This is a genomic window from Frankia alni ACN14a, from assembly GCF_000058485.1.
Classification (GTDB): Bacteria; Actinomycetota; Actinomycetes; order Frankiales; family Frankiaceae; genus Frankia; species Frankia alni.
The window spans coordinates 6,973,644-6,995,022 of the sequence record NC_008278.1; the positions used below are offsets into that span (position 1 = coordinate 6,973,644).

Here is a 21,379-nt window from a genome sequence, read left to right on the forward strand (position 1 = left end):
TCGAAGGGGAAACCGCTACCGTCTCGGCGCAGAGGCAGAACCGACCCCGCATCGCGAGCCGGCCTCTGCGGCCGGCGGCCGGCGGCCGGTCAAGTGTCGCACGAGCAGGGAGGCTTCATGAAGTGGCGGGTTCATCAGGAACGGACCGTCTTCCAGACGCACTGGGTCACCCTCGCCTTCCTCGACGTGGAGCAGCCGGACGGGCAGCGGGCGGAGTATCACGTGGTCCGGCTGCGCAATGTCGCCATCACGGCGCTGCTGGACGAGTCGCGGCGGGTGCTCATGCTGTGGCGGCACCGGTTCGTCACCGACACCTGGGGCTGGGAACTGCCGATGGGTCTGGTGGAGGACGGCGAGGAACCCGTCGACGCCGCCGCCCGGGAGCTGGAGGAGGAGACCGGCTGGCGTCCGGGGCCGCTGCGGCCCCTGATCTACGCGCAGCCCGCGAACGGCATCACCGACGCGCAGCACTTCGTGTTCCGGGCGGACACCGCCACGTTCACCGGACCGCCCACGGAGCTCAACGAGTCGGATCGCGTCGAATGGATACCGCTCGACGAGATCGGCGAGCTCATCCGCCATCGGAAGATCGTCAGCAGCGCAACTCTCGTCGGCGTCATGGCCTTCTCCTCGACGGCGGGTGAACGCCCGGATCAGGCGTCCCGTGGGCCGCGATCCACCGATTCCCCGAGCACCACGCGGGCGGGCCGGGGATGGCCGAGGAAATCCGCCAGGGCGAACTCGTAGCCGTAGGCGCCGGCCATCGGGAAGACGACGACGTCCCCGGGCCGCACCGGGCCGACGGTGATGTCGCGCGCGAGCGTGTCCTCCGGCGTGCACAGCTCGCCCACCACGGTCACCGGCCGCCCGGCCGTGTCAACACCCTTGTCCTCGGCCGCGGTCGATGTGGGCCCGGCGACGACCGCGAAGTTGTGCACGATCTCCCAGGAGGTCGGCAGGGCGAAATGGTGGATGCCACCGCGCAGCACGACGAAGTCGGTCCCGTAGGAGCGTTTGACGTCGATCACCTCGGCGGCGTACCAGCCGCAGTCGGCCACGAGCAGCCGGCCCGGCTCGATGATCATGCGGACGCCGGGTGGGACCGGCAACCGCGCGAGCCCCTCCCCGAACCGGTCCAGGTCGAAGGGGCGTTCGCCGCGCCGGTCCGGCTCGAACGGCACGCCGAGGCCCCCGCCCACGTCGACCACCCGCAGGTCGATCCCGGCGTCGGCGGCCGTGCGTTCGGCGAACTCGAGGCACCAGCGGACGTAGTCCAGGTGGGCGGCGGCATCGAGGTTGCCGGACACCGCGTGGACGTGGAAGCCAGCCACGTCCAGATGGGGCAGACGCCTCGCCAGGTCCAGCACGGCCGGCACCTCCGACTCGGGGACCCCGAACGCGCTCGGACGCCCGCCCATCTGGAGGGAGCCCGCGAGGGCGACCCTGGCAGGATTCACCCGCACCGCCACGGTGACCCGCCGCCCGAACCGCGCCGCGACCGCCTCCAGCCGCCGAAGCTCGCCTGGGCTCTCGACGTTGACGATCGACACGCCGGCCTCGACCAGCGCGGTCAACAGGGTGCTCGACTTCGCCGGGCCGGACGCGACCAGGTAGGGCGATCGGGCGGGGGCAACCCGGCCGTAGGCAGCCAGGGCCAGGCGCGTCTCTCCCACCGACGAGACCTCGAAACCGTCCACCCCGCCGTGCCCGCAGACACGCGGATCAGGCCCGCCACTCGCGCCGGGTCCGACACTCGGATCAGGCCCGCCGCCCGCGCCGGGTCCGTGGGCCCGGATGTCCGCGAGCTGAATGTCCGCAGGCGTGCCGGCAGCGGCTGCGCCCCGCAGCAGCGCGTCGAGGACCGGCGGGAAGCCGTTGGCCTTCACCGCAAAGCAGAGTTCGGCCCAGCCGGGCAGGCAGCCACGCAGCGCGGCGGCGTTGCGCGCGGCGACGGTCGGGTCGTAGAGGTAGGCGCTGAACTCGGCCGCCCCCGCCGGTCGATCGCGCACCGCCGCGAGCACCGCGAGGGGCAGGCGACCCGCGGGCAGCGCGTGCAGCGGAGCCGCCGACGGCGGCAGGTCCATCCGAGCCTCCTCCCCGAGGCCCGGTCATCGCCCGATCGGACCACCGCGCCGCTTCCAGCCTGGCGAATGCGGCGCATTCCGCGCAATAAAATCCCGAATGCGTGCACAACCCCTGCGTCCACCCGCCCCGGCGACGACGGCCCCGGCGGCCCGGGCGCAGGTGTGATCCCGCCCGCATGGGCGGGGCGGAAACGGGCCGTGCGCCGAGAGTGCGGCCATGTCCCAGGACAGCCGCGATCACGCCCAGGCGGAGACTCCACCGTCAGGTGTGCGCTCGGACACTGCCCGAATGGAGGGGACCCAAGCCGGGGAAGGCCCCGGGAGCAGCAATTCCGCGACGATGCCGGGCATCCAGGCGGACCATGGAGGGACCCGCCGATGGTGCCAGACGCGACCGTATCCTTGCGCGGAGCAACAGCTCCTCGCGCAGTTAGGTTAGGCTTCCCTGAACACGGTCCGCTCGAAAGGGAGTCGCCCGCGATGACGATTTCCGCTCGAAACGGCATCAGCGCCAGCATCGACCCGATCCCCCCGGCGTGGGATCCCGCCGCCATCCTGGCGCGGCAGCGCGAGCGGGAGTCGTCCGCGCGGACCTACGCGCGCACCCTCCCGATCGTGCCGGTCCGCGCGAACGGTGCCACGGTCGTCGGCGCGGACGGCCGGAGCTACCTGGACTGCCTGTCCGGCGCCGGCACCCTGGCTCTGGGCCACAACCACCCGGACGTGGTCCAGGCGATCACCGCGGCGCTCTCCCGCGGTGCCCCCCTGCACACCCTGGACCTCGCCACCCCCGAGAAGGACGCGTTCACCGAGGAGCTGCGGGCCTGCCTGCCACCGGGGCTCGGCAGCGACGTCAAGCTGCACTTCTGCGGTCCGAGCGGGGCCGACGCGGTGGAGGCGGCGATCAAGCTCGCCCAGACGGCGACCGGAAACCAGACCATGCTCGCGTTCACCGGCGGCTACCACGGCATGACCGCGGGCGCGCTGGCGGTGACCGGCAACGTCGCCGTCAAGAACCCGTTGCCCGCCACGGCCTCGGTTGTCCGGCTGCCCTTTCCCCATCCGTACCGGTGCCCGTTCGGGGTGGGGTCCACGCCCGGCCGCGCCGCCGGTCCGGACGGTGCGGAACTCTCCATCCGCTACATCGAACGGCTGCTGGATGACCCACTCGGCGGGGTCACCGATCCGGCCGGGCTGATCGTGGAGGTGGTCCAGGGGGAGGGCGGCGTGGTCGCGGCGCCGGACGGCTGGCTGCGGGCCCTCCGGGAGATCACCCGTCGGCGCGGCATCCCGCTCATCCTCGACGAGGTACAGACCGGGGTGGGGCGGACGGGGCGGTTCTGGGCCGCGCAGCACAGCGGGATCACGCCCGACATCCTCGTGATGTCCAAGGCGATCGGCGGTGGCCTGCCGATGGCCGTGATCGCCTACCGGGCCGAGCTGGACGTCTGGACGCCCGGCGCGCACACCGGCACCTTCCGCGGCAACCAGCTCGCGATGGTCGCCGGCCGTGCCACCCTGCGGCGGGTGCGCCAGGACGGGCTCGACGAGCGCGCCGCCCGCCTGGGCTCCCGGCTGCTGGCCGGCCTCGAGGATCTCGCCCGCGACCGTCCACAGGTGGGCAACGTGCGCGGCCGGGGGCTCATGCTCGGCGCCGAACTGGTCGATCCGACCATGGAGGCCGACGCGGTCGGCGCGCATCCGGCCGACCCCCGGCTCGCCGCCCTGGTCCGGGCCGAATGCCTCCGCCGCGGGCTGATCATCGAGCTCGGCGGGCGGCACGGGGCGGTCATCCGGCTCCTGCCACCCCTGATCATCGGCGAGGAGGAGATCGAGCGCGTCCTGGCGATCCTTGCCGACGCCACCGATGCGGCCGTGCGGCGGCTCACCGCCGACGCCGCCGGGCGCCCGACCACGTGAGCGAAGCGCCGCAACCCGGGCGGGGCCTGAACGAGCTCGTCGGGCTGACCCTCGCGGCGCTGGCCGAGGGCCGGCGTCGGCGCGGCGGACCGCTGCCCGCCGGGGGGCCCGTGCGGGTGCGTGCGGCGATCCACGCCGCTCTCGGCGTATCGCCCGATCGCACCAGCCTGCTCACCCGCACCGGTATCGGATCGACAGCCGCGATCACCGGGCTGGTGGAGGCCCTCGCGGCGGGGTCGGTGGACCCGGCGGACCCGTGGTGCGCCGCCCATCTGCACTGCCCCCCGCTGCCCGTGGCGGTCGCGGCCGATCTCGCCGTGAGCGCCCTCAACCCGTCCCTGGATTCCTGGGATCAGGCCCCGGCCGCAACCACGATCGAGACCGAGGTCGTCGCCGCGCTCGCCGCGCTGGCCGGCTTCGACCCGACGCGGGCCACCGGCACGATTACCACCGGTGGCACCGAGTCCAACCTCATGGGCCTGCTTCTCGCCCGGGATGCCGCCCACGCGGACGCCGCGGGGACGGGGCCGAGCGGGCGGCTGCGGGTGTTCCGCTCGGCCGCCGCGCACCTGTCGGTGGACCGTGCCGCCGCCGTGCTGGGTCTCGACGACCCGCCGGTGGCCGTCATCCCCACCGACGGCCAGGACCGGATGCGGCTCGACCTGCTGCGACGGGCGCTCGCTGAGCACCCCGGCCCGGCCGTCGTCGTGGCCACCGCGGGCACCACCGACGCGGGGGCCGTCGACCCGCTGCGGGAGATTGCGGCCGCGGTCGAGGAGCACCGGCGTCGGCCACCCCTGCGGCGGCCCCCGGCGGCACCGGCCGCAACGGGCCATCCCGCCTCGTCCGGCTGGTTACACGTGGACGCGGCGTACGGCGGCGGCGCGCTGTTCTCCGATCGGCTGGCCGCTTGCCTGGACGGGCTCGCGCTCGCCGACTCGGTGTCCCTGGACCTGCACAAGCTGGGCTGGCAACCGGCTCCGGCCGGCGTCTTCCTCACGCCACGCCCGGACGGGTGGCCCAGCGTACGCGTCGCGCATGCGGACTATCTCCGTTCCGAAGACGACGAGGCCGCCGGCTTCCCCAGCCTCCTGGACCGGTCCCTGCGGACCACCCGCCGCGCGGACTCCTTCCCGATCGCGGTGACGCTGCGCGCGCTCGGCCGCGCCGGGCTCGGCGCCCTGGTCGACGCCTGCCACGACCTCGCCCGGCACGCGGAACGGACCGTGCAGGCCGATCCCCGCCTCGAGTCCGCCTTCCCGGTCACGCTGAGCACGATCGTCTTCCGCTACCGGCCGCGAGCCGGCGCCGCCGGATCGGCGGCAGAGTGCACCACCGATCGACTGAACCGACTCAATGCCGATATTCGCCGCACGTTGCTGCTCGACGGGCGCGCGGTGGTCGGTCGGACCCGAACGGGACCCGATCGGGCTGTGCACCTGAAGCTCACCCTCCTGAACCACGACGCCACCCACGCCGACGTGGATGCGCTGCTCCGCCTGGTCGCCGAGATCGGCGACGAACTCGCCGGCGAGGACGGCGGTGGCATCGGGAGCGTCTCGTGACCGCAGACCAGCCCACGGCCGCGGCCATCGCCGACGACCTCGTCACCGAGACCCTCCTGCGCTGCTGGCTTCGGGAGACCGGCGCGCTGCCGGCTGTCGGCGTCCGTGCCATAGACGTGGCGCTGCCGGCGTCGGGCCTGTCCGTCCGGGCGACGGTGACCCACCGCTCGCCGTCCGGGTGGCACCGGTTCGCCCAGCCCGAGCTGGTCTCCCCGACGGGCGCGCCGGTGCCCGTCGACGCCGGTCTGCTCGCCGCGCTCCTCGTCCGGGAGATCACCGCGGAACAGGGGATGCCTGCGGCCCAGGGGGCCGAGGCCCTGGCCCGGATCCTCGATTCGGCCTGCCGGATCGCCGCCCATCTCGACGCCCGCCGGACGCGGGGGCACCCGAGTGCCATCCCTCCGTTCCTGGCCGCGGAGCAGGCGTCGCTCACGGGCCATCCCTTCCACCCGGCCGCGGCGAGCCGACAGGGGGCCTCCGACCGGGCGATGGCTGCCTACTCCCCCGAGCGGGCCGGCTCCTTCGCGCTGCACTGGTTCGCCGCTCATCCCTCGGTGGTGGCGACGTCGGGTGCCCCGGCGGCAGGGCGCGGACCCACGGCGACGTCGGCGGTGGGCCGCCCTCCGGTCACGCGCCTGCTGACCGAGCTGTACGGCGGCGACGGCGCCCTCGGCGCGGCTGCGGGGTACCGCCCGATCGGAGCAGGCCCGTCGGCACCTACCGGCGCCGACCTGGACGGCCAGCCGGACCGGCGCGTCCCGCCCGGCTACGTTCCGGTGCCGGCCCATCCGTGGCAGGCCCGTGAACTCACCGAGCGCGCGGACAGCCCCCTGGCCCGGCTGCTTGCCGACGGCCGCCTCGTGGACCTCGGCAGGTCGGGCCGGCCGTGGTATCCGACGTCATCCCTGCGCACTGTCTGGCGGCCGGACCGCAAGGTGATGCTCAAGCTCTCACTGGGCCTGCGGATCACCAACTCCCGCCGGGTCCTGCACCTCGGGGAGCTCCGACTGGCCGAGATGATCACCAGACTGGTCGACGCGGGCCTCGGCGCCGCTCTCACCGCCCGGCATCCGGACTTCCACCTCATCGGAGAGCCCGACTGGGTGGCGGTGACCCGTCCGGGCCGCCACCCGCCGTCCGGGGGATCCGAGCAGCCGGGCATCCCCCGGACCACCGGAACGCTCGGCGCGACGACGGACGGCAGCGACGGCACGGTGGGGCTGGAGACCGCCATCCGGACGAACCCGTTCGGCCCGACCGATCGGGCGGTGAGCCTGGCGGCGCTGATCGCGCCCCGGCCCGATCGGGCGGCGGACAGCCGCGGACGGTCCCGGGCGGCGATGCTCCCCCGGCTGCTCACCCGGCTGGCCGACCGCCGGGGAGAATCCGTCCAGGAACTCGCCGAGACCTGGTTCGGGCGCTACCTGGCCGTGCTCGCGGCGCCCGTACTCGACCTGTACCTGCGGTTCGGCGTGGGCGTCGAGGCGCACCTGCAGAACACCCTGGTCAGCCTGGACTCCGACGGCTGGCCGGTGGCCGGGTGGTACCGCGACAGCCAGGGCTACTACGTGGCCGCCTCGGCCGCGGCAGCCATGGAACGCCTGCTCCCCGGCTTCGCCACGGATCTCGACGCGATCTTCGACGACGACCTGGTGGCGGAACGCATCATCTACTACCTGTTCGTGAACAACGTCTTCGCCGTGGCCGGAGCCCTGGGCGCGGCCGACGTCGCCGACGAACACCTCCTGCTCGGGCGAGCACGCGATCTGCTGTCCCGGATGGCCTCAGACGCCCGATCGGACCACAGCCCGGTCGGGCCGCCCGCCGTCCGCCGCCGGCTGCTCGACACCCTCCTGACGGCCTCCGCTCTGCCCAGCAAGGGCAACCTGCGCACCTGCGTGGACGGCCGCGACGAGCTGATCGGACCGGTGGCCACCCAGTCGGTCTACGTACAGATTCCGAACCCGCTGTTGGAGGCCGCCCCGTGACGTCCCGCAACCCGCTCGAACCCCGCGACGAGCCGCCGCGGGCCCCGGTCATGGTCTCGGCACCGGGACTCCCCCATCCGGAGACACCGGACTACGACGTCGTCGGGGTCGGGCTGGGGCCGTTCAACCTGTCACTGGCCGCGCTGGCCGACGGCCTCCCCGGCCTGCGGGCCGCCTTCTTCGAGCAGGCGCCGGCGTTCACCTGGCATCCCGGCCTGCTGCTGGAGGGCACGACCCTGCAGGTGCCGTTCCTCGCCGATCTGGTCACCCTCATCGACCCGACCAGCCCGTGGTCGTTCCTGTCCTACCTGCGGGCGCACGACCGGCTCTTCCGCTTCTACCTCTACGAACGCTTCCACATCCCCCGCCGCGAGTACGACGCCTACTGCCGGTGGGTCGCCGACGGCCTGCACTCCACCCACTTCGGCACCCGGGTGGACGCGGTTCGCTGGCATCCCGACGCCGGACTGTTTCGCCTCGTGGTCACGCAGACGGCACCGCCGGCAGCACCGGCGCACGGCGAGCCGCCGGCCGACCACGCGGGCGCCTGGTCCACCCGGGTGGTGACGGCCCGGCATCTGGTCCTCGGTATCGGCACCGAGCCGGCCACGCCTCCCGCCTTCGCGGGAGTCGAGAGTGACCGGGTGTTCCATTCGGCGCACTACCGCCAACGGCGCGCGTCCCTGGCGGAGCTGTCCCACATCACCGTGGTCGGATCGGGCCAGTCCGGCGCCGAGGTGTTCGCCGACCTGGTGCGCAACCAGCGGACGGCGGCGCAGCACCTGACCTGGATCACCCGCACCCCCGCCTTCGCGCCGATGGAGTACTCGAAGCTGGGCCTCGAACAGTTCACCCCCGACTACGTCCGCTACTTCCACGGCCTGGCGCAGGGCCGCAAGGACGCGCTCGTCCCGGCGCAGTGGCAGCTCTACAAGGGGATCGACGCGGACACCATCGCGGAGATCTACGACCTGCTCTACGAACGGACGATCGACGGTGGCGACGAGGCGGTCACCCTGCTGCCGGGGGTGTCGGTGCAGTCCACGTCGTTGGACGGCGAGCGGGGCGAGATCGCGCTCGCGTGCCGCCACCGTGATCAGGACCGGACCTTCGCGCTGACCACCGACGCGGTGGTGCTGGCCACGGGATATGCCGCCCGGCGCCCAGCCCTGCTCGATCCGGTGGCCGGATTGCTGAGGCTCGACGACGGAGGTCGGTTCCAGATCGACGCCCGGTACCGGATCGCCACCGACCCGAGCGTGACCGGGCACCTCTACGTCCAGAACGCCGAGCTGCACACCCATGGGATCGGCGCCCCCGATCTGGGCCTGGGTGCCTGGCGGGCCGCGGTCATCCTCGATGACCTGACCGGGGGGCACGCGTACCGACTGCCGCCGCCGTCGGCGTTCACAACCTTCGGCGCCCCTCCGCAGGCGGGTGGGTACCACCATGCCCCGAGGACCGCGGCGACGGCGGCGACGGCGACGGGCCATGGCGGGCCTGGCGGCGCCGCCGCCCGACCGGCGGCGGAGGGTGGAGGACGTCGGGAACCCGACGGCGCGGTGGAAGGGGCCTCCGATCGGGGGGTACGGCGACGGCAACCCGTGATGCTCGGGGAGGCCGACCGGTGACCCTCCCCCCGCCCACCGCAGGATTCCCGCCGCCGCCGGTCAGGCCGGGTGGGTCTGCCTACCTCTGGCGGCAGGCCGGTCGCGCGCTGCTGACCAAGCTCATCGCGGAACTCGCCTACGAGGATCTGCTCAGGCCGCAGATCGAGGACGACGCCGGTGGCCCGGACCTCGCGGAGCATCCCCCGATCGGTCGGGGGCCCCTGCTGGCCCACCAACTGGTGACGGCCGGCGCCGTCTACCGATTCCGCGCCCGGCGGGGCACGTTCGGGTCATGGTGGATCGATCCCGCGAGCCTCACCCGCACCGCCCCACCGGTCGGCGGGCAAGGGCCCCTCCTATCTCCCCCGAGCGGACCGGAGGACCACCGGCCAGTCGACCCGCACGGTCAGGCGCGGTCCGGCGCGGCTGCCGCCGATGACCCGGTGCGGTTCCTACGGGATGCGCAGCCCCTGCTCGGGTGGCCCGATCCGGTCGTCGCCGACGTGGTGCGCGATCTGCTCGCCACCCAGTCGGCCGATCAGTGCCTCCTGGCCACGGCCTCGCCCGCGGCGTCCCTCGCCGGCCTGTCCTTCGTCGCGCTGGAAGGCCACCAGTCAGGCCACCCCTGCCTCGTCGCCAACAAGGGGCGCCTCGGCTTCGGCGCGGCCGCCAGCCGGTTCACCCCGGAGGCCAGGTCGCCCTTTCGCCTGCGCTGGGTGGCGGCGCATCCCACCATCGGGCGGTGCTGGGACATCGCGTCGACCGGACCCGACCATCCGGACGAGTCCACCATGGACCGGTCGGGCAATGCCGCCCTGGTCCGCGCGGAGCTGGACAGCGCAACCCGCGCCCAGTTCGCCGACGTCCTCGGCCGCGCGCTGGTGGCCGCCGCACCACCGGGGGACGCCCCCGCCCGCGCCAGCCAGCCCCCCTCGCCCACGGCGCCCCCCACGGCGGCCGAGGACTACGTCTGGCTGCCGGTACACCCCTGGCAGTGGGAGAACGTGATCGTCCCGCTGTTCGCCGCCGAGCTCGCCACGGGTCTGCTGGTCCCGTTGGGGGAGGGACCGGACCGGTACCTCCCGCTGCAGGCCGTCCGCACGCTGGCCAACATCGACCGACCCGAGCGACGCAACGTCAAGCTCGCGCTGATGATCCGCAACACCCTGGTCTGGCGCGGCATGTCCGCGGCGGACGCCGCCGCCGGGCCGGCGGTGTCGCGCTGGCTGCTCGACCTGCGCGACGCCGATCCGTTCCTGCGGGAGGTGACGGGAGTGCTGCCCCTGCCCGAGGTGGCCGGCGCCGCCGTCGGACATGGGGTCTACGACGCCATCCCCGGCGCGCCCTACCGGCTGCACGAGTTGCTCGGCGTGATCTGGCGCGATCCGGTGGAGCGGCATCTCGTCGACGGGGAGCAGGCCCGCAGCCTCGCGTCGCTGCTCACGATCGGGTCCGACGGACGGTCCCTGACCGCGGAGCTGGTGGCCCGGTCGGGCCAGTCGGCCCACGACTGGCTCGCCGCGCTCTTCGCCGCGTTGCTACCCCCGCTGCTGCACTACCTGTACCGGTACGGCGTCGCCTTCACCCCGCATGGCGAGAACATCATCTGCATCTTCGACGCCGAGCAGCGACCCCGGCGGATCGCGGTGAAGGACTTCGGCGCCGACATCGAGCTGGTGGACGGCGACTTCCCCGAACGCGCGGGCATGCCCGCGCAGGCGGCCGCGTACTGCCGCCGCTGGCCCGGGCCGTTGCTGGCCCACTCGGTGCTCTCCGCCGTGTTCGCCGGCCACTTCCGCTACTTCTCCGTGCTGGCGGCGGATCATCTGCAGGTCGAGGAGGGCGAGTTCTGGCGGCTGGTCCGGGCGGCGGTCGACGGCTATCACGCGCGGTTCCCCCAGCTACGGGATCGTTTCCGCGAGATAGATCTGCTCACGCCCCGCTTCGACCGGGTCTGCCTGAACCGCGAGCAGCTCGCCGGCGCCGGGTTCCACGACCGGGCGGACCGGGACGGCGGGTTCGACCTGATGCACGGGGAGGTGGCCAACCCGGTGGCGACGATCACCGCCCGCGGGCCCGCGTCCCCGGCCGAGGCTTCGATGGCACAAACGGAGGGTGGATGACGTCACTGCCAGCGCCGATACCACCGGCCCGCTCAGCGGGACCCGCCGAGCGGCAGGATCCGGCCGAAGCGGCTGGTCACCTGCCCACACCTGCACCGCCTCAGCCCCCCGACCCGGCCTCGTCGCCCGATCGGGCCAGTGTCGGCCACGGCGCCGGCGCCGGCGCCGGCCCACGATCGGTGGACGTCGACCCCCAGGCCCTGGCAGATCCGCAGGCGGCGGCCATCGAGGCCCTGCACCCGCTGCTGACCGGCGACCACGCCGTCGAGGAGGTGATCGTCGCCACCGTCGACCTGCAGGGCCGGCTGGTCGGCAGCGCCGTGTCCCCCGACCACTTCACCGGCGAGGTGCTCGCCGACGGGATGGGCGCGTGCACCTACCTGCACGCGGTCGACGTGGACATGCAGACCGACGGCGGGTATCCGCGCACCCCCTGGTACGACGGCTTTGGCGATCTTCGACTCCGCCCCGATCTGACCAGCCTGCGCCGGGCACCGTGGCGCCCGTCCAGCGCGGTCGTCATGGCCGACGCGACCTGGCCCGACGGGGCCCCCGTGGACGTCGCCCCTCGAACGGTGCTACGCCGCCAGCTCGACGGGCTCGCCGCCGTCGGGCTCACCGCCCTCGCCGGGACGGAGTTGGAGTTCCTGGTCTTCCGTGAGTCCTACCGACGGGCGGCGCGGCGTTCCTGGTCGAGGCTCACCCCGGCCAGCCGCTACAACATCGACTACGCGCTGTTCGGCACCGAGGACCTCGACGACCTGACCCGGCGCATCCGGCGGGCCATGGCCGACGCCGGGATCGCGGTCGAGTCGGCTCGGGGTGAGGTCCATCCGGGCCAGTACGAGATCGTGTTCCGCTACGCCGAGGCACTCCAGGCGTGCGACAACCACGCCCTCTACAAGACGACAGCCAAGAAGATCGCCGCCGCGTCGGCGCAGGCGTTGACCTTCATGGCGAAGTACGACCAGGGCGAGGGGAACTCCTGCCACGTTCACCTCTCCCTGCGGGGAGTGGACGGGGACGAGCCGGTGTTCGCCGCCGCGCCCGGCCCCGGCCGATCCGACACCGCGGGGATGTCGCCGCTGATGTGCTCGTTCGTCGCCGGGCAGCTGGCCTGCATGGCCGACTTCACGCTGCTCTTCGCACCCAACGTCAACTCCTACAAGCGGCTCGCCCCCGGTGCGTTCGCGCCCACCGGGGTGAGCTGGGGACGCGACAACCGGACCTGCGCGGTGCGGGTCGTCGGCAGCGGGGCGGGGCTGCGCATCGAGCACCGCGTGCCCGGCGGGGATGCCAACCCCTACCTCGCGGTGGCCGGCATGATCGCCGCCGGCCGGTTCGGGATGGAGCACGGGCTGGCGCTCGAACCCGGCCGGATCGGCAACGCGTTCACCATGCCGGGGCTCCCGCCCCTGCCCGCGACGCTGCGCGACGCCGTCGAGCGGTGGCGGTCGAGCGCGGTGGCCCGCGCCGCCTTCGGCGACCGGGTGGTCGCCCATCTGGCTCATGCGGCCGAGGTCGAGCTGGCCGCGTACGAGGGCACGGTCACCGACTGGGAACGCCGACGCGGCTTCGAGCGCTTCTGACGCTGGCGGGCGGCCCGCCGTCGCCTTTCGCGCAGGACCGCGCTGCCCCTTTCTCCCGGCGACGGGCCCGATCCGGTCAGCCCGCCGACGGCCCCGGCCGCCCGGCCGGGCCCTGTCCGGCGTCGCCGCGCGGTGCCGCCCCGCCCTGGGCCGCGGACCGCTGCGCCGGTGCCAGGCCCGCGGCGGCCGATCCGAGCTCCGCGCGCGGGACGGACGAGGATTCCGGCCGGACCGGGGGGGCCGGCGCGCGGTACTCGTGGAGTCCGAACCGGTCATGCAGGATCCGCAGGGGGCGTGGCGCCCACCAGTTCGCGCTGCCCGCGACCCGCATGAACGCCGGGACCAGCACCCCCCGGATGAGCGTCGCGTCCAGCACGATGGCCAACGCCGTGCCGACCCCGAACATCTGCATGAAGCGGACCGACGAGGTCGCGAAGGCGACGAAGGTGACGGCGAGCAGCGCCGCCGCGGTGGTCACGATGCGGCCCACCCGGGCGAGCCCGGCGGCGACGGCCTCGCCGTTGGAGGCACCGGCATCGTGCGCCTCCTTGATCCGCGACAGCAGGAAGACCTCGTAGTCCATCGACAGCCCGAAGGCGATGCAGAACAGCAGCACCGGCATGGACGTGTCCAGCGGACCGGGGGTGAAGTCGAGCAGTCCCTCGAGGTGCCCGTCACTGAAGATCCAGACGGATGCGCCGAACACCGCGCACATGGCGAGGCCGTTGAGCACGATCGCCTTCACCGGTAGCAGCACGCTGCCGGTGAACAGGAACATCAGGACGAAGGTGGCCAGCGCGATCAGGCCGAGCGCGAGGGGAAGCCGGTGGGCGACCGTGTTCTTGCCGTCGACCAGGACGGCGGGCGCCCCGCCGATCAGGGCACTGGTCCCGGCGGGTGCCGGCACGGCCCGGGCGGCCCGGACGAGATCCTGCGCGCGGCCCGACGCGTAGTCGACCGAGGTCACCACCTGCAACGAGTCCGCGCCGGCGACCGCGAAGCGGCCGCTGGTCGGATCGGGGGGTAGGACACGGCGGCCCTGCACGTACGTTCCCAGCGCACCGTCCACGCGGGCCACGTCGGGCAGCCGCGACAGCGTCGCCGTGTAGGCGGCCAGCGCCGACCGGTCGACCGACCGCGTCCCCTCGGCCCGCACGACGACCTCCATGGCACCGCCGAGGTCGGCCGCGAAGTCCTCACGCAGCGCGTCCCCGACCACCCGGCTGGGCGCGGAGCCGGGCTGGAGCACCCGGTCGTCCGGCGTCCCGAAGTTGACGTGCAGGAACGGCGCCCCGAGCACGAGCAGCACCGCGACCACCGGCAGCCCGGTGAGCACCGGCCGGCGCATCACCGTCGCCGCCACCCGCCGCCAGAACGGGGATTCGCCCGCCTGGCGCACCGCGACCGCGTCCCCGCCGTCCCCGCCGTCCCCGCCGTCCGCGCCGGAGATGCCCGCCGGCCGGGACCGACCCGTCCGGCGTCGGCGGGCCAGTCCGATCAGGCCACCCACCCGCCAGGCATTCACCCGCTCGCCGAGCACCATCAGCAGGGCCGGCAGCGACACGATCGCCGCGACCACCGCCACCAGCGTCACCGCGATCCCCGCGTAGGCCATGGACTTCAGGAAGAACGGCGGGAACAGCAGCATCACGGCCAACGCAACGATCACCGTGGCACCGCTGAACAGGATGGTCCGACCGGCGGAGTGCACGGTCACCGCCACGGCGTCCGCGCGGTCGCGCCCAGCCGCCAGTTCCTCGCGGAACCGGCTGACCATCAGCAGCGAGTAGTCGATACCGAGGCCGAGGCCCATCGCCGTCGCGAGGTTCACGGCGAAGATCGACACATCGGTGAGCCCGCCGATCACGGACAGCGCCGCGAAACCGCCGACGATGCCGAGCAGGCCGATGCCCAGCGGCAGCAACGCGGCGACGACGCCGGCGAACGCCAGCACCAGGAGCACCAGGGTGACGGGAATGGCGATCGACTCGGCCACGGCGAGGTCGCTGGAGACCTGGCTGCCGATGTCCTCGCCCACCGTCGCCGCACCACCCGGCAGCACGGTCACCGTGTCCGACCATTCTCGACGCGACTCGTAGCGATCGACGATGTCCGAGGCCTCGTCATCGTCCCGCACGCTGGCCACGACCAGAGCCGACCGGCCGTCCCGGGAGCGCAGTGCCGACCCCCCGCCGGTCCAGTAGGACACGACGTCGCGGGCGCCCGGCTGGGCGGCGAGATCGGCCGCCACGGACCGGCCGGCGGCGGCGACCGTCGGTTCGTCGACATCCCCCTGCCGGGCGATGACGAGAAGGAGCACGTTCGGACGGCCGTGGAAGCGGGCGTCCATCACATCGGCTGCCCGGGTGGACTCGGAAGCCGGGTCGTCGAAGCCCCCGGTCTGCAGCTTGCCGAAGGCGGTGCTTGCGAGGACGCCGCCGCCGAGCAGGGCGACGACCGTGAGGACCAGCACCAGGCGTGGGCGGCGCGTCACCAGCGCCACAAGGGACGAGAACACGGCTTCCTCCACAGATGGGGCAACCCTGGAGAGAACAGTGTTCGCGCCGGGTGTTCTCGTCAAGGTCAGGAGGGCGAAAAGTTGACAGTGTTCACCCGGAGATCGACCATGGCCGCTGTGAGTAGTCCAGTCCCCCGCCGGGAACGGCTACGGCGGGCCACCCTCGACGAGATCAAGCAGACGGCGCATGCCCAGTTGGCGGAGCTCGGTCCTGCCGCCCTGTCCCTTCGGGGGGTGGCGCGGGCGATGGGCATGGCCCCCTCGGCCCTGTACCGCTACGTGGACAGCCGTGAGGTGCTGCTGGCCGAGCTGACGGCCGACGGCTTCGCCTCGCTGGCCGACGCCCTCGAGGCGGCGTTCACCGCGGGCGATCCGCACGATCATCTCGGTCGGTGGCTCGATGTCGCCCGGGCCCACCGCCGCTGGGCGCTGGACCACACCGTCGAGTACACGCTGCTCTTCGGTACGCGGGTACCCGAAGGCGGGTTCGTCAGCGTCCGGGTGGCCGCCGAGCTGCAGCGGTCGGTGGCCGTGCTGTTCCGCTGCATGACGGAGGCGATCGAGGCGGGGCTGGTCGACACCGGCCACCTCGACGCCGAGCTCACCCCGACGATGCAGGCCAGGCTGCGCGCCTGGGCCGGCGACCACGAGGTGGCGATCGACCCCGGTGGCATGGCGGTCTGCCTGGCGGCCTGGACCCAGCTGCACGGCTTCCTGTCGCTGGAGTCCTTCGGCCATCTCCCCCCGGCCCTCGGAGATCCCGCCGATCTGTTCGACCGCCAGATGGTCGACGTGTTCGCTCAGGCCTGCCGCGCGATCGTTCCGGCGGCCCCGCCGGGCGCGCAGGACCCGACCCGACCGGACCGGACGGTCGGATCTGGACCAGCCCGCAGGGGCGGCCGTTAGAGCACCCGACCGGGCCACCCCCGCCCGGTCGGGGCGGATCGGCGCCCGGTCGGGGGCTGGGAATGGTCAGGCCGAGGTACGCATCCGGCGTTCCAGCGCGTCCAGGGCGACCCGGCGGGCACTCTTGATCTCCGGGAGCCGGGCCTGATAGGCCGGCGCCGTGGCCAGCGGCTGGTAGAAGCCCATACGCGGGACGAAATCCGTCTCGTCGTAGCCCGGGGGCCGATGCAGGGCGTAGGTGCGCCCCGGAAATAGCAGGTCGTAGTTGTCGGCGATCTGCCAGATGGCGACGTGCGGATCGACCCGGCGCCGTTGAAAGTATGCTTCCAGGACGTCGATTGTGAAACTAATCTCATGGAACTGTTTCACGAGACTGTGGTAATGCTGGCCGACCTGATACTTGATCGGCAGCTCGACCTGCAGGCTGTCCGAGTAGTCGAGCAGGTCGAGCGCCAGAACCTTCAGCGAGGTCTCCACGCCATAGCCGCGCGAGAAGGCCAGCGCCGCGAAGACATCCGCGTCGATGACGAACTCCCCGATCAGGGGCTGGATAGTGCGCGTGATGGACGGCACATACCGGGCGAGCTGTTTCGACAACAACGATCGCAGCATCTCCGTGGTGCGCCCGCCGGGCTGACCGTCACCCGTCACCCTCCGCGAACTTCCGTTCACGAAAAGTGGAGCGTTGCCGGCGGTCGTCGCGGCGGCCAGCACCCCGACCGTGTACGGATCGTAGCTTTCCAGATCGGCATCGTGGAAGATCAGCCGATTGCCGAACGCAAGGTAGGCGAGGCTGCGCATGGCGCCGGCCTTCCCGCCGGTGATCGTGGCCTCCCGGCCGGCATGGCGCTGCAGGACGGACTGCCCGCGGACGACCCAGCTCGCGCCCGCGTCCGTCGCGATGCGCACGAGGTCGTGCTCGTCGCCGTCCGAGGACGGATCGACGATGACGCCGATCTCGTCCAACACACTGCGTTCCTGCATCCACCGCTGCCGGTTCTGCGCGATGATCTCGCCGAGAGTCCGGGCCGCCTCCGGGCCGCGGGCCGGGATCAACAGGCTCAGGGTGATGCCCTTGGCAAGCTTGTCCACCTCGATCGTGTCGAGGTCGAGGCTGGTGGGTTCGAGCGTTCGCACGGACGCCCCTCTCTCGTGACCTTTCTTGGGTACGGACAACCCCCGTACCGGTGACGACGTCCTGTGGGGATCTGCTACAGGCGTTGCGAGGTGGGTATCAGGCGGTCCGGGCGGTGATTCCCCCTCGTGCCACTGACCGCATGATTGCCTACCTCCGTTCACAACGCCTCGACCGCCCGGGTCGTTTCCGGTACCTCCACGCGCTCAGGTTCGCCGCGTCCTCTTCGCGGTCTGGCGGAGCATGACCGATCCGACACATGTCAGATGCTGGAGCGTCAAAGTATCGGTGTTGCGGCCCGGTCCGTCACTCCCCCTCTTTCCCCGCGGGTATCAACCACCACTTTCGGGACGGGCCGCGAACACACCGCGCCGCACCGGAACCGCACTACCGCCCCACGAGGCTACGGTGGGTATCCGACCAAGCGCCCGGAGCGGTTACTCCGGGAGCGATCGGGAGAGAACTACCCGCTGCCGGGCCAGCCGATGCCAGGCCGGCATCGGCTGACCGGATGCGCCGACTCGCCGACCCACCGACTCGGCCGAACGGGCCATGCCCAAGGGGCGCGCTCTCTCCTACCTCGTCAGTGGCACTCGGGCACCATCGCGGCCGGGGCGCCGGCGCGGCCGGAACGGCGGCGCGCGGTCAGGCGAACCCCAGCACCGGCAGCGTGGACGCCCACGCGGCCGGGGTGGTCGTAAGCCGGTCGTCCGGATGGGGTAACCCGACCCGTCCGTCGGCCTCCAGGGCCAGAAAGACGTCGACGACCGTTGGGTCGAACTGGGTGGCGCGCCCGGCCCGAAGCTGCTCCCGAGCGGCGGGTCCGCTCAGGGGATCCCGCCCACCGCGCCCGCCGCGCATCGCCGCCCAGGCGGTGCAGACCGCGAGGGCCCGTGACTCCATCCGGATCCGGGACCCGGCGATCCCGCTGGGGTAGCCGCCCCCACCGAACCACTCCCGCTGCTGAGCGATGATCTCTGCCTCCACCCGCAGGTCCGGTACCTGGGCGAGCAGAGTCGCGCCCATCACCGGGTGCAGGCGAATCAGGCGCCACTCCTCGGCGTCGAGGGGGCCCGGACGGGCGAGGACGTGCGGCGGCAGGAGGATCTTTCCGACGTTGTGCAGCCGCCCGGCCAGCCGAGCCCGGTGGCGTGCCACGGCGCCATAGCCGAGCACGGTGAGCACCTCCCCAAGCCAGTGGCCCACCGCCCGGCCATCCGCGCGCGGCGCATGCCAGGCGTCGACCTGTTCGGCGATCCGGCGCAGGCACTCGACGCCGTCGGGCAGACGTCTGGGCACCTCGCGCGGCTCCGCGACCAGCACCGCGGCCACCGCGGTGGCCACCGCGGAGGCGGCCGCGGCCACCGCCGCGGGCTCGGCAAGCACGGTCGGCGTGCCGTCCGGGTTGGCGGCGGTCGCCAAGACCGGTGCTGGGGCGAGCGGTGCGGGCGCAGGCGGGGAGGGCACGAGCGGGGAAGGCACGGACCCGAACGGGTCGACGGCAGGCTGCGGGAACGCGGGCGGGTGGATGCCGAGTGGATCAGCCGCACAGCCGTCGGCCACGGGATGGTCGCCGGCCGGCCAGTCCAGCGGCGAGTGTCGGGATGGCGGGGAGTCGAGCACCGGTCGACCGGCCGTCGGCAGTCGAGGCGGCCGCGTGTGGGACGAGGCCCGCGCGGAGGGTGTCGGCGCCGCTGCCGGCACCCGCCCCGGACCCGGCGCCCCCTCCGGACCGATCGCGACCCGGTCCCGGCCCGCTTCCTTCGCGGCGTACAGGGCCTGGTCCGCGACCGCGACCAGCGCGTAGACGTCGCCCGCGTGGTCGGGTAGGACGGCGCCCCCGACGGAGACCGTCACCGGCACGGACAGCGACGACGGGCCGGGGCCCGGGGCGGGACCCGGGGCGGCTCTGGCCGGGCCCGCCGTGTCCCGGCCGTCCCTGCGCGTCGTCGTCGCGACGCTTCCCACGGTCCGGATGGTGTCGGCCGCCCGGACCGTCGCAGCCTCCGCGCCGACGGGGAGGGGTGACCAGTCGGCGGAGGCGGGCGACCAGTCGGCGGAGGCGGGCGACCAGTCGGCGGCGGCGGCCGGCGCGGGCAGCGCCACCCGCACCGGCTCCCGCCCCACCCCGAGCCGCAGCCGTTCGGCGATGTCCGCCAGCGCGTCGCCCCGGACGTCCAGCGCAAGCAGCGCGAACTCCTCCCCCCCGTAACGGGCCACGACGTCCCCCGGACGGGTCACGTCGAGCAGCCGCCTGGCCACCTCGGCGAGCACCTGGTCGCCGGTCGGATGGCCGAACCGGTCGTTCACGGACTTGAAATGGTCGACGTCGACGAGGAGCAGGCCCATCCCCGACCCGATCTGACGAGCCCGCCGAGCGGCGACCCGCATCTCGGCCTCCAGATACCGACGGGTCCGTAGCCCGGTCAGGCCATCCGTGATCGCGACTCGTCGTTGATCGGCCTCCAGCCGGGCCATCCGGGCGATGATCAGAAGCACGATGCCGGCGCTCACCACCGCGATCACGCCGACATCCCGGACATCGCCGCGACCAGCCTGCACGCCGAGCACTACCGGCCCGACCAGCCCGAGCCCGCACAACCCGGCCACCCTCCACCCGTCGCGGATCGGCACCGTCGGCGGCGACACCGACTGGCCCGATCGGGCCAGCGAGGGATGGCACGCGGCGGCGGTGAGCAGCAGGGCGCTCACCATCCGGGCGGCGTTCGGGCCATCCACCCCCGCACCGCCCGAACCCGTCATGCCCATGCCACCCGCCATGCCCACGACACCCGTCAACCCCATGCCCCCCGCGGTGGCGTCACCGATCCGGGTGAACACGTCGGCGGCGTCCGCGGCCACGCTCACGAGCACCCCACCCGCCAGCAGCAGCAGTGTGGCCGGGCGCTCGCCGTCCCCCGCCGTGAGCAGGACGGTCACACCAACCACCACCAGACTCGCCGCCGTACACGCCACCGGGATGATCCCGGCCGCCGAGGCACCCCCGGCTCGCACCGCCGGTGCCGCCAGATACACCCAGGACAGCAGGCAGGCCGCGGCGAGGACCATCGCGGTGTCCAGCAGGCCGGCCGCGCTTCGCCCGGGACGACGCGCCCGCAGCAGTGTCAGCAGGCCGGCGACCAGCAGCGGATAACGGAGGAACAGAACGACGTCCGCCGCCGCACCGGGTGTGACCGAGGACACGTGCGGGCAGATGAAGAGGACCGCACCGGTGGCCGCGTAGAGAACCTGACCGCCCGCCAGGAGCATCCAGCCACGGCGCGGTTCGGCGGCGAGGCGATGCGGTCCGGCAAGCAGGGCACCGGCGGCAGACAGGCTTACCAGCAGGTACAACGCCATCCGGCAGCCGAGCCCGAGACCCACCGCGGGCGGCAGGACGGAGGCGACGACCGCGGCCAGGCCGGCCCCCGGACAGGCGAGCCAGCCACGGCCCGGCCCGGCGCGCCACGGCGGGGCCGGCATCACCCCTCGGTTCGGGACGCGGGATCCGTTCGGGGGGGTGCCGGCGAAGGCGGCAACGCCGACGCGACCCCAGGCCCGGACCTGGGCCGCCCGGCGGGCGCGGGGACGCGGTGACGCCAGGGGACGGCCCGCGGCAGACCCGTCGTCGGTTGGTCCACCGACGAGCTTGGGCTCGTGGACGATGCGGGACCGGGTGGCGGCGAACAGCCACCCCGGGGGGAGCGGGCCATGAGCAGCCTCTCAGTTGACCGGACGGGTGGTGCGCATACCGGCCGCGTACGCCCGATGCCTCCCGGCGATCCATGACCGGATCCGGCAGCAGCGGCAGCACCAGTCCCGCCCAGACGGTTTCGGTGGGTCGATCGCCGCGACCTTCCGAAACCGTACCGAACCGTCGCTCTTCGTACACACTCGTTTGAGTCCTCGTATGGACTCTTGTCCGATTCTTGTTCTCGGCT

General features: G+C 73.3%; 12 protein-coding genes. 8 read left to right on the top strand and 4 right to left on the bottom strand.

The annotated features are described in order from the left end of the window. Nucleotides 1-117 precede the first annotated feature (117 nt). A complete protein-coding gene (locus FRAAL_RS28010) occupies nt 118-747 on the top strand; it encodes an NUDIX hydrolase (protein ID WP_050997281.1) in 630 nt (209 codons plus the stop codon). Here the strand turns inward: FRAAL_RS28010 and FRAAL_RS28015 are convergent. Next, nucleotides 654-2,084, bottom strand: coding sequence for a type III PLP-dependent enzyme domain-containing protein (locus FRAAL_RS28015; protein ID WP_011607465.1), 1,431 nt, complete (start codon nt 2,082-2,084; stop codon nt 654-656). The genes FRAAL_RS28010 and FRAAL_RS28015 overlap by 94 nt on opposite strands. A gap of 480 nt (nt 2,085-2,564) precedes the next feature. On the opposite strand from FRAAL_RS28015, the gene FRAAL_RS28020 reads away from it, so the two are divergent. Genes FRAAL_RS28020 through FRAAL_RS28045 form a run of 6 tightly spaced genes read left to right on the top strand, consistent with a single transcriptional unit; the run spans nt 2,565 to nt 12,879 of the window. Then, on the top strand, nt 2,565-4,004 hold the full coding sequence (locus FRAAL_RS28020) for a diaminobutyrate--2-oxoglutarate transaminase family protein (RefSeq protein WP_011607466.1): 1,440 nt from the start codon (nt 2,565-2,567) through the stop codon (nt 4,002-4,004). Beyond that, nucleotides 4,001-5,569, top strand: coding sequence for a pyridoxal phosphate-dependent decarboxylase family protein (locus tag FRAAL_RS28025; protein WP_011607467.1), 1,569 nt, complete (start codon nt 4,001-4,003; stop codon nt 5,567-5,569). The genes FRAAL_RS28020 and FRAAL_RS28025 overlap by 4 nt, the downstream gene beginning before the upstream one ends. Next, nucleotides 5,566-7,557 carry an IucA/IucC family protein gene (locus FRAAL_RS28030; RefSeq protein WP_011607468.1) on the top strand — a complete coding sequence of 664 codons (1,992 nt, stop codon included), beginning with the start codon at nt 5,566-5,568 and terminating at the stop codon, nt 7,555-7,557. Before FRAAL_RS28025 ends, FRAAL_RS28030 begins: the two co-directional genes overlap by 4 nt. A 50-nt stretch (nt 7,558-7,607) precedes the next feature. After that, entirely contained in the window at nt 7,608-9,188 is a 1,581-nt protein-coding gene (locus FRAAL_RS28035) for a lysine N(6)-hydroxylase/L-ornithine N(5)-oxygenase family protein (RefSeq protein WP_011607469.1), read from the top strand. After that, the gene (locus FRAAL_RS28040; RefSeq protein WP_011607470.1) at nt 9,185-11,290 is read left to right on the top strand and encodes an IucA/IucC family protein; all 2,106 of its coding nucleotides are present in this window, start codon (nt 9,185-9,187) and stop codon (nt 11,288-11,290) included. The genes FRAAL_RS28035 and FRAAL_RS28040 overlap by 4 nt, the downstream gene beginning before the upstream one ends. After that, a complete protein-coding gene (locus FRAAL_RS28045; RefSeq protein ID WP_231861390.1) occupies nt 11,287-12,879 on the top strand; it encodes a glutamine synthetase family protein in 1,593 nt (530 codons plus the stop codon). The genes FRAAL_RS28040 and FRAAL_RS28045 overlap by 4 nt, the downstream gene beginning before the upstream one ends. Nucleotides 12,880-12,955: 76 nt before the next feature. Here FRAAL_RS28045 and FRAAL_RS28050 read toward each other — a convergent pair whose 3' ends face one another. Continuing rightward, nucleotides 12,956-15,397 (bottom strand): MMPL family transporter, encoded by a 2,442-nt coding sequence (locus FRAAL_RS28050; RefSeq protein WP_041939892.1) that lies wholly within the window; start codon nt 15,395-15,397, stop codon nt 12,956-12,958. A 108-nt stretch (nt 15,398-15,505) separates the two neighbouring features. Between FRAAL_RS28050 and FRAAL_RS28055 the strand changes: the two genes are divergently transcribed. Next, nucleotides 15,506-16,303, top strand: a complete 798-nt coding sequence (locus FRAAL_RS28055) for a TetR/AcrR family transcriptional regulator (protein ID WP_050997282.1) — start codon at nt 15,506-15,508, stop codon at nt 16,301-16,303. Between the two features lie 66 nt (nt 16,304-16,369). On the opposite strand, the gene FRAAL_RS28060 is transcribed toward FRAAL_RS28055, so the two are convergent. Further along, the gene (locus FRAAL_RS28060) at nt 16,370-17,440 is read right to left on the bottom strand and encodes a glycosyltransferase family protein (protein WP_041939893.1); all 1,071 of its coding nucleotides are present in this window, start codon (nt 17,438-17,440) and stop codon (nt 16,370-16,372) included. Nucleotides 17,441-18,083: 643 nt separating this feature from the next. Further along, complete coding sequence (locus FRAAL_RS28065; protein WP_041939894.1) at nt 18,084-20,921, bottom strand: diguanylate cyclase; 2,838 nt, start codon at nt 20,919-20,921, stop codon at nt 18,084-18,086. Nucleotides 20,922-21,379: the final 458 nt, after the last annotated feature.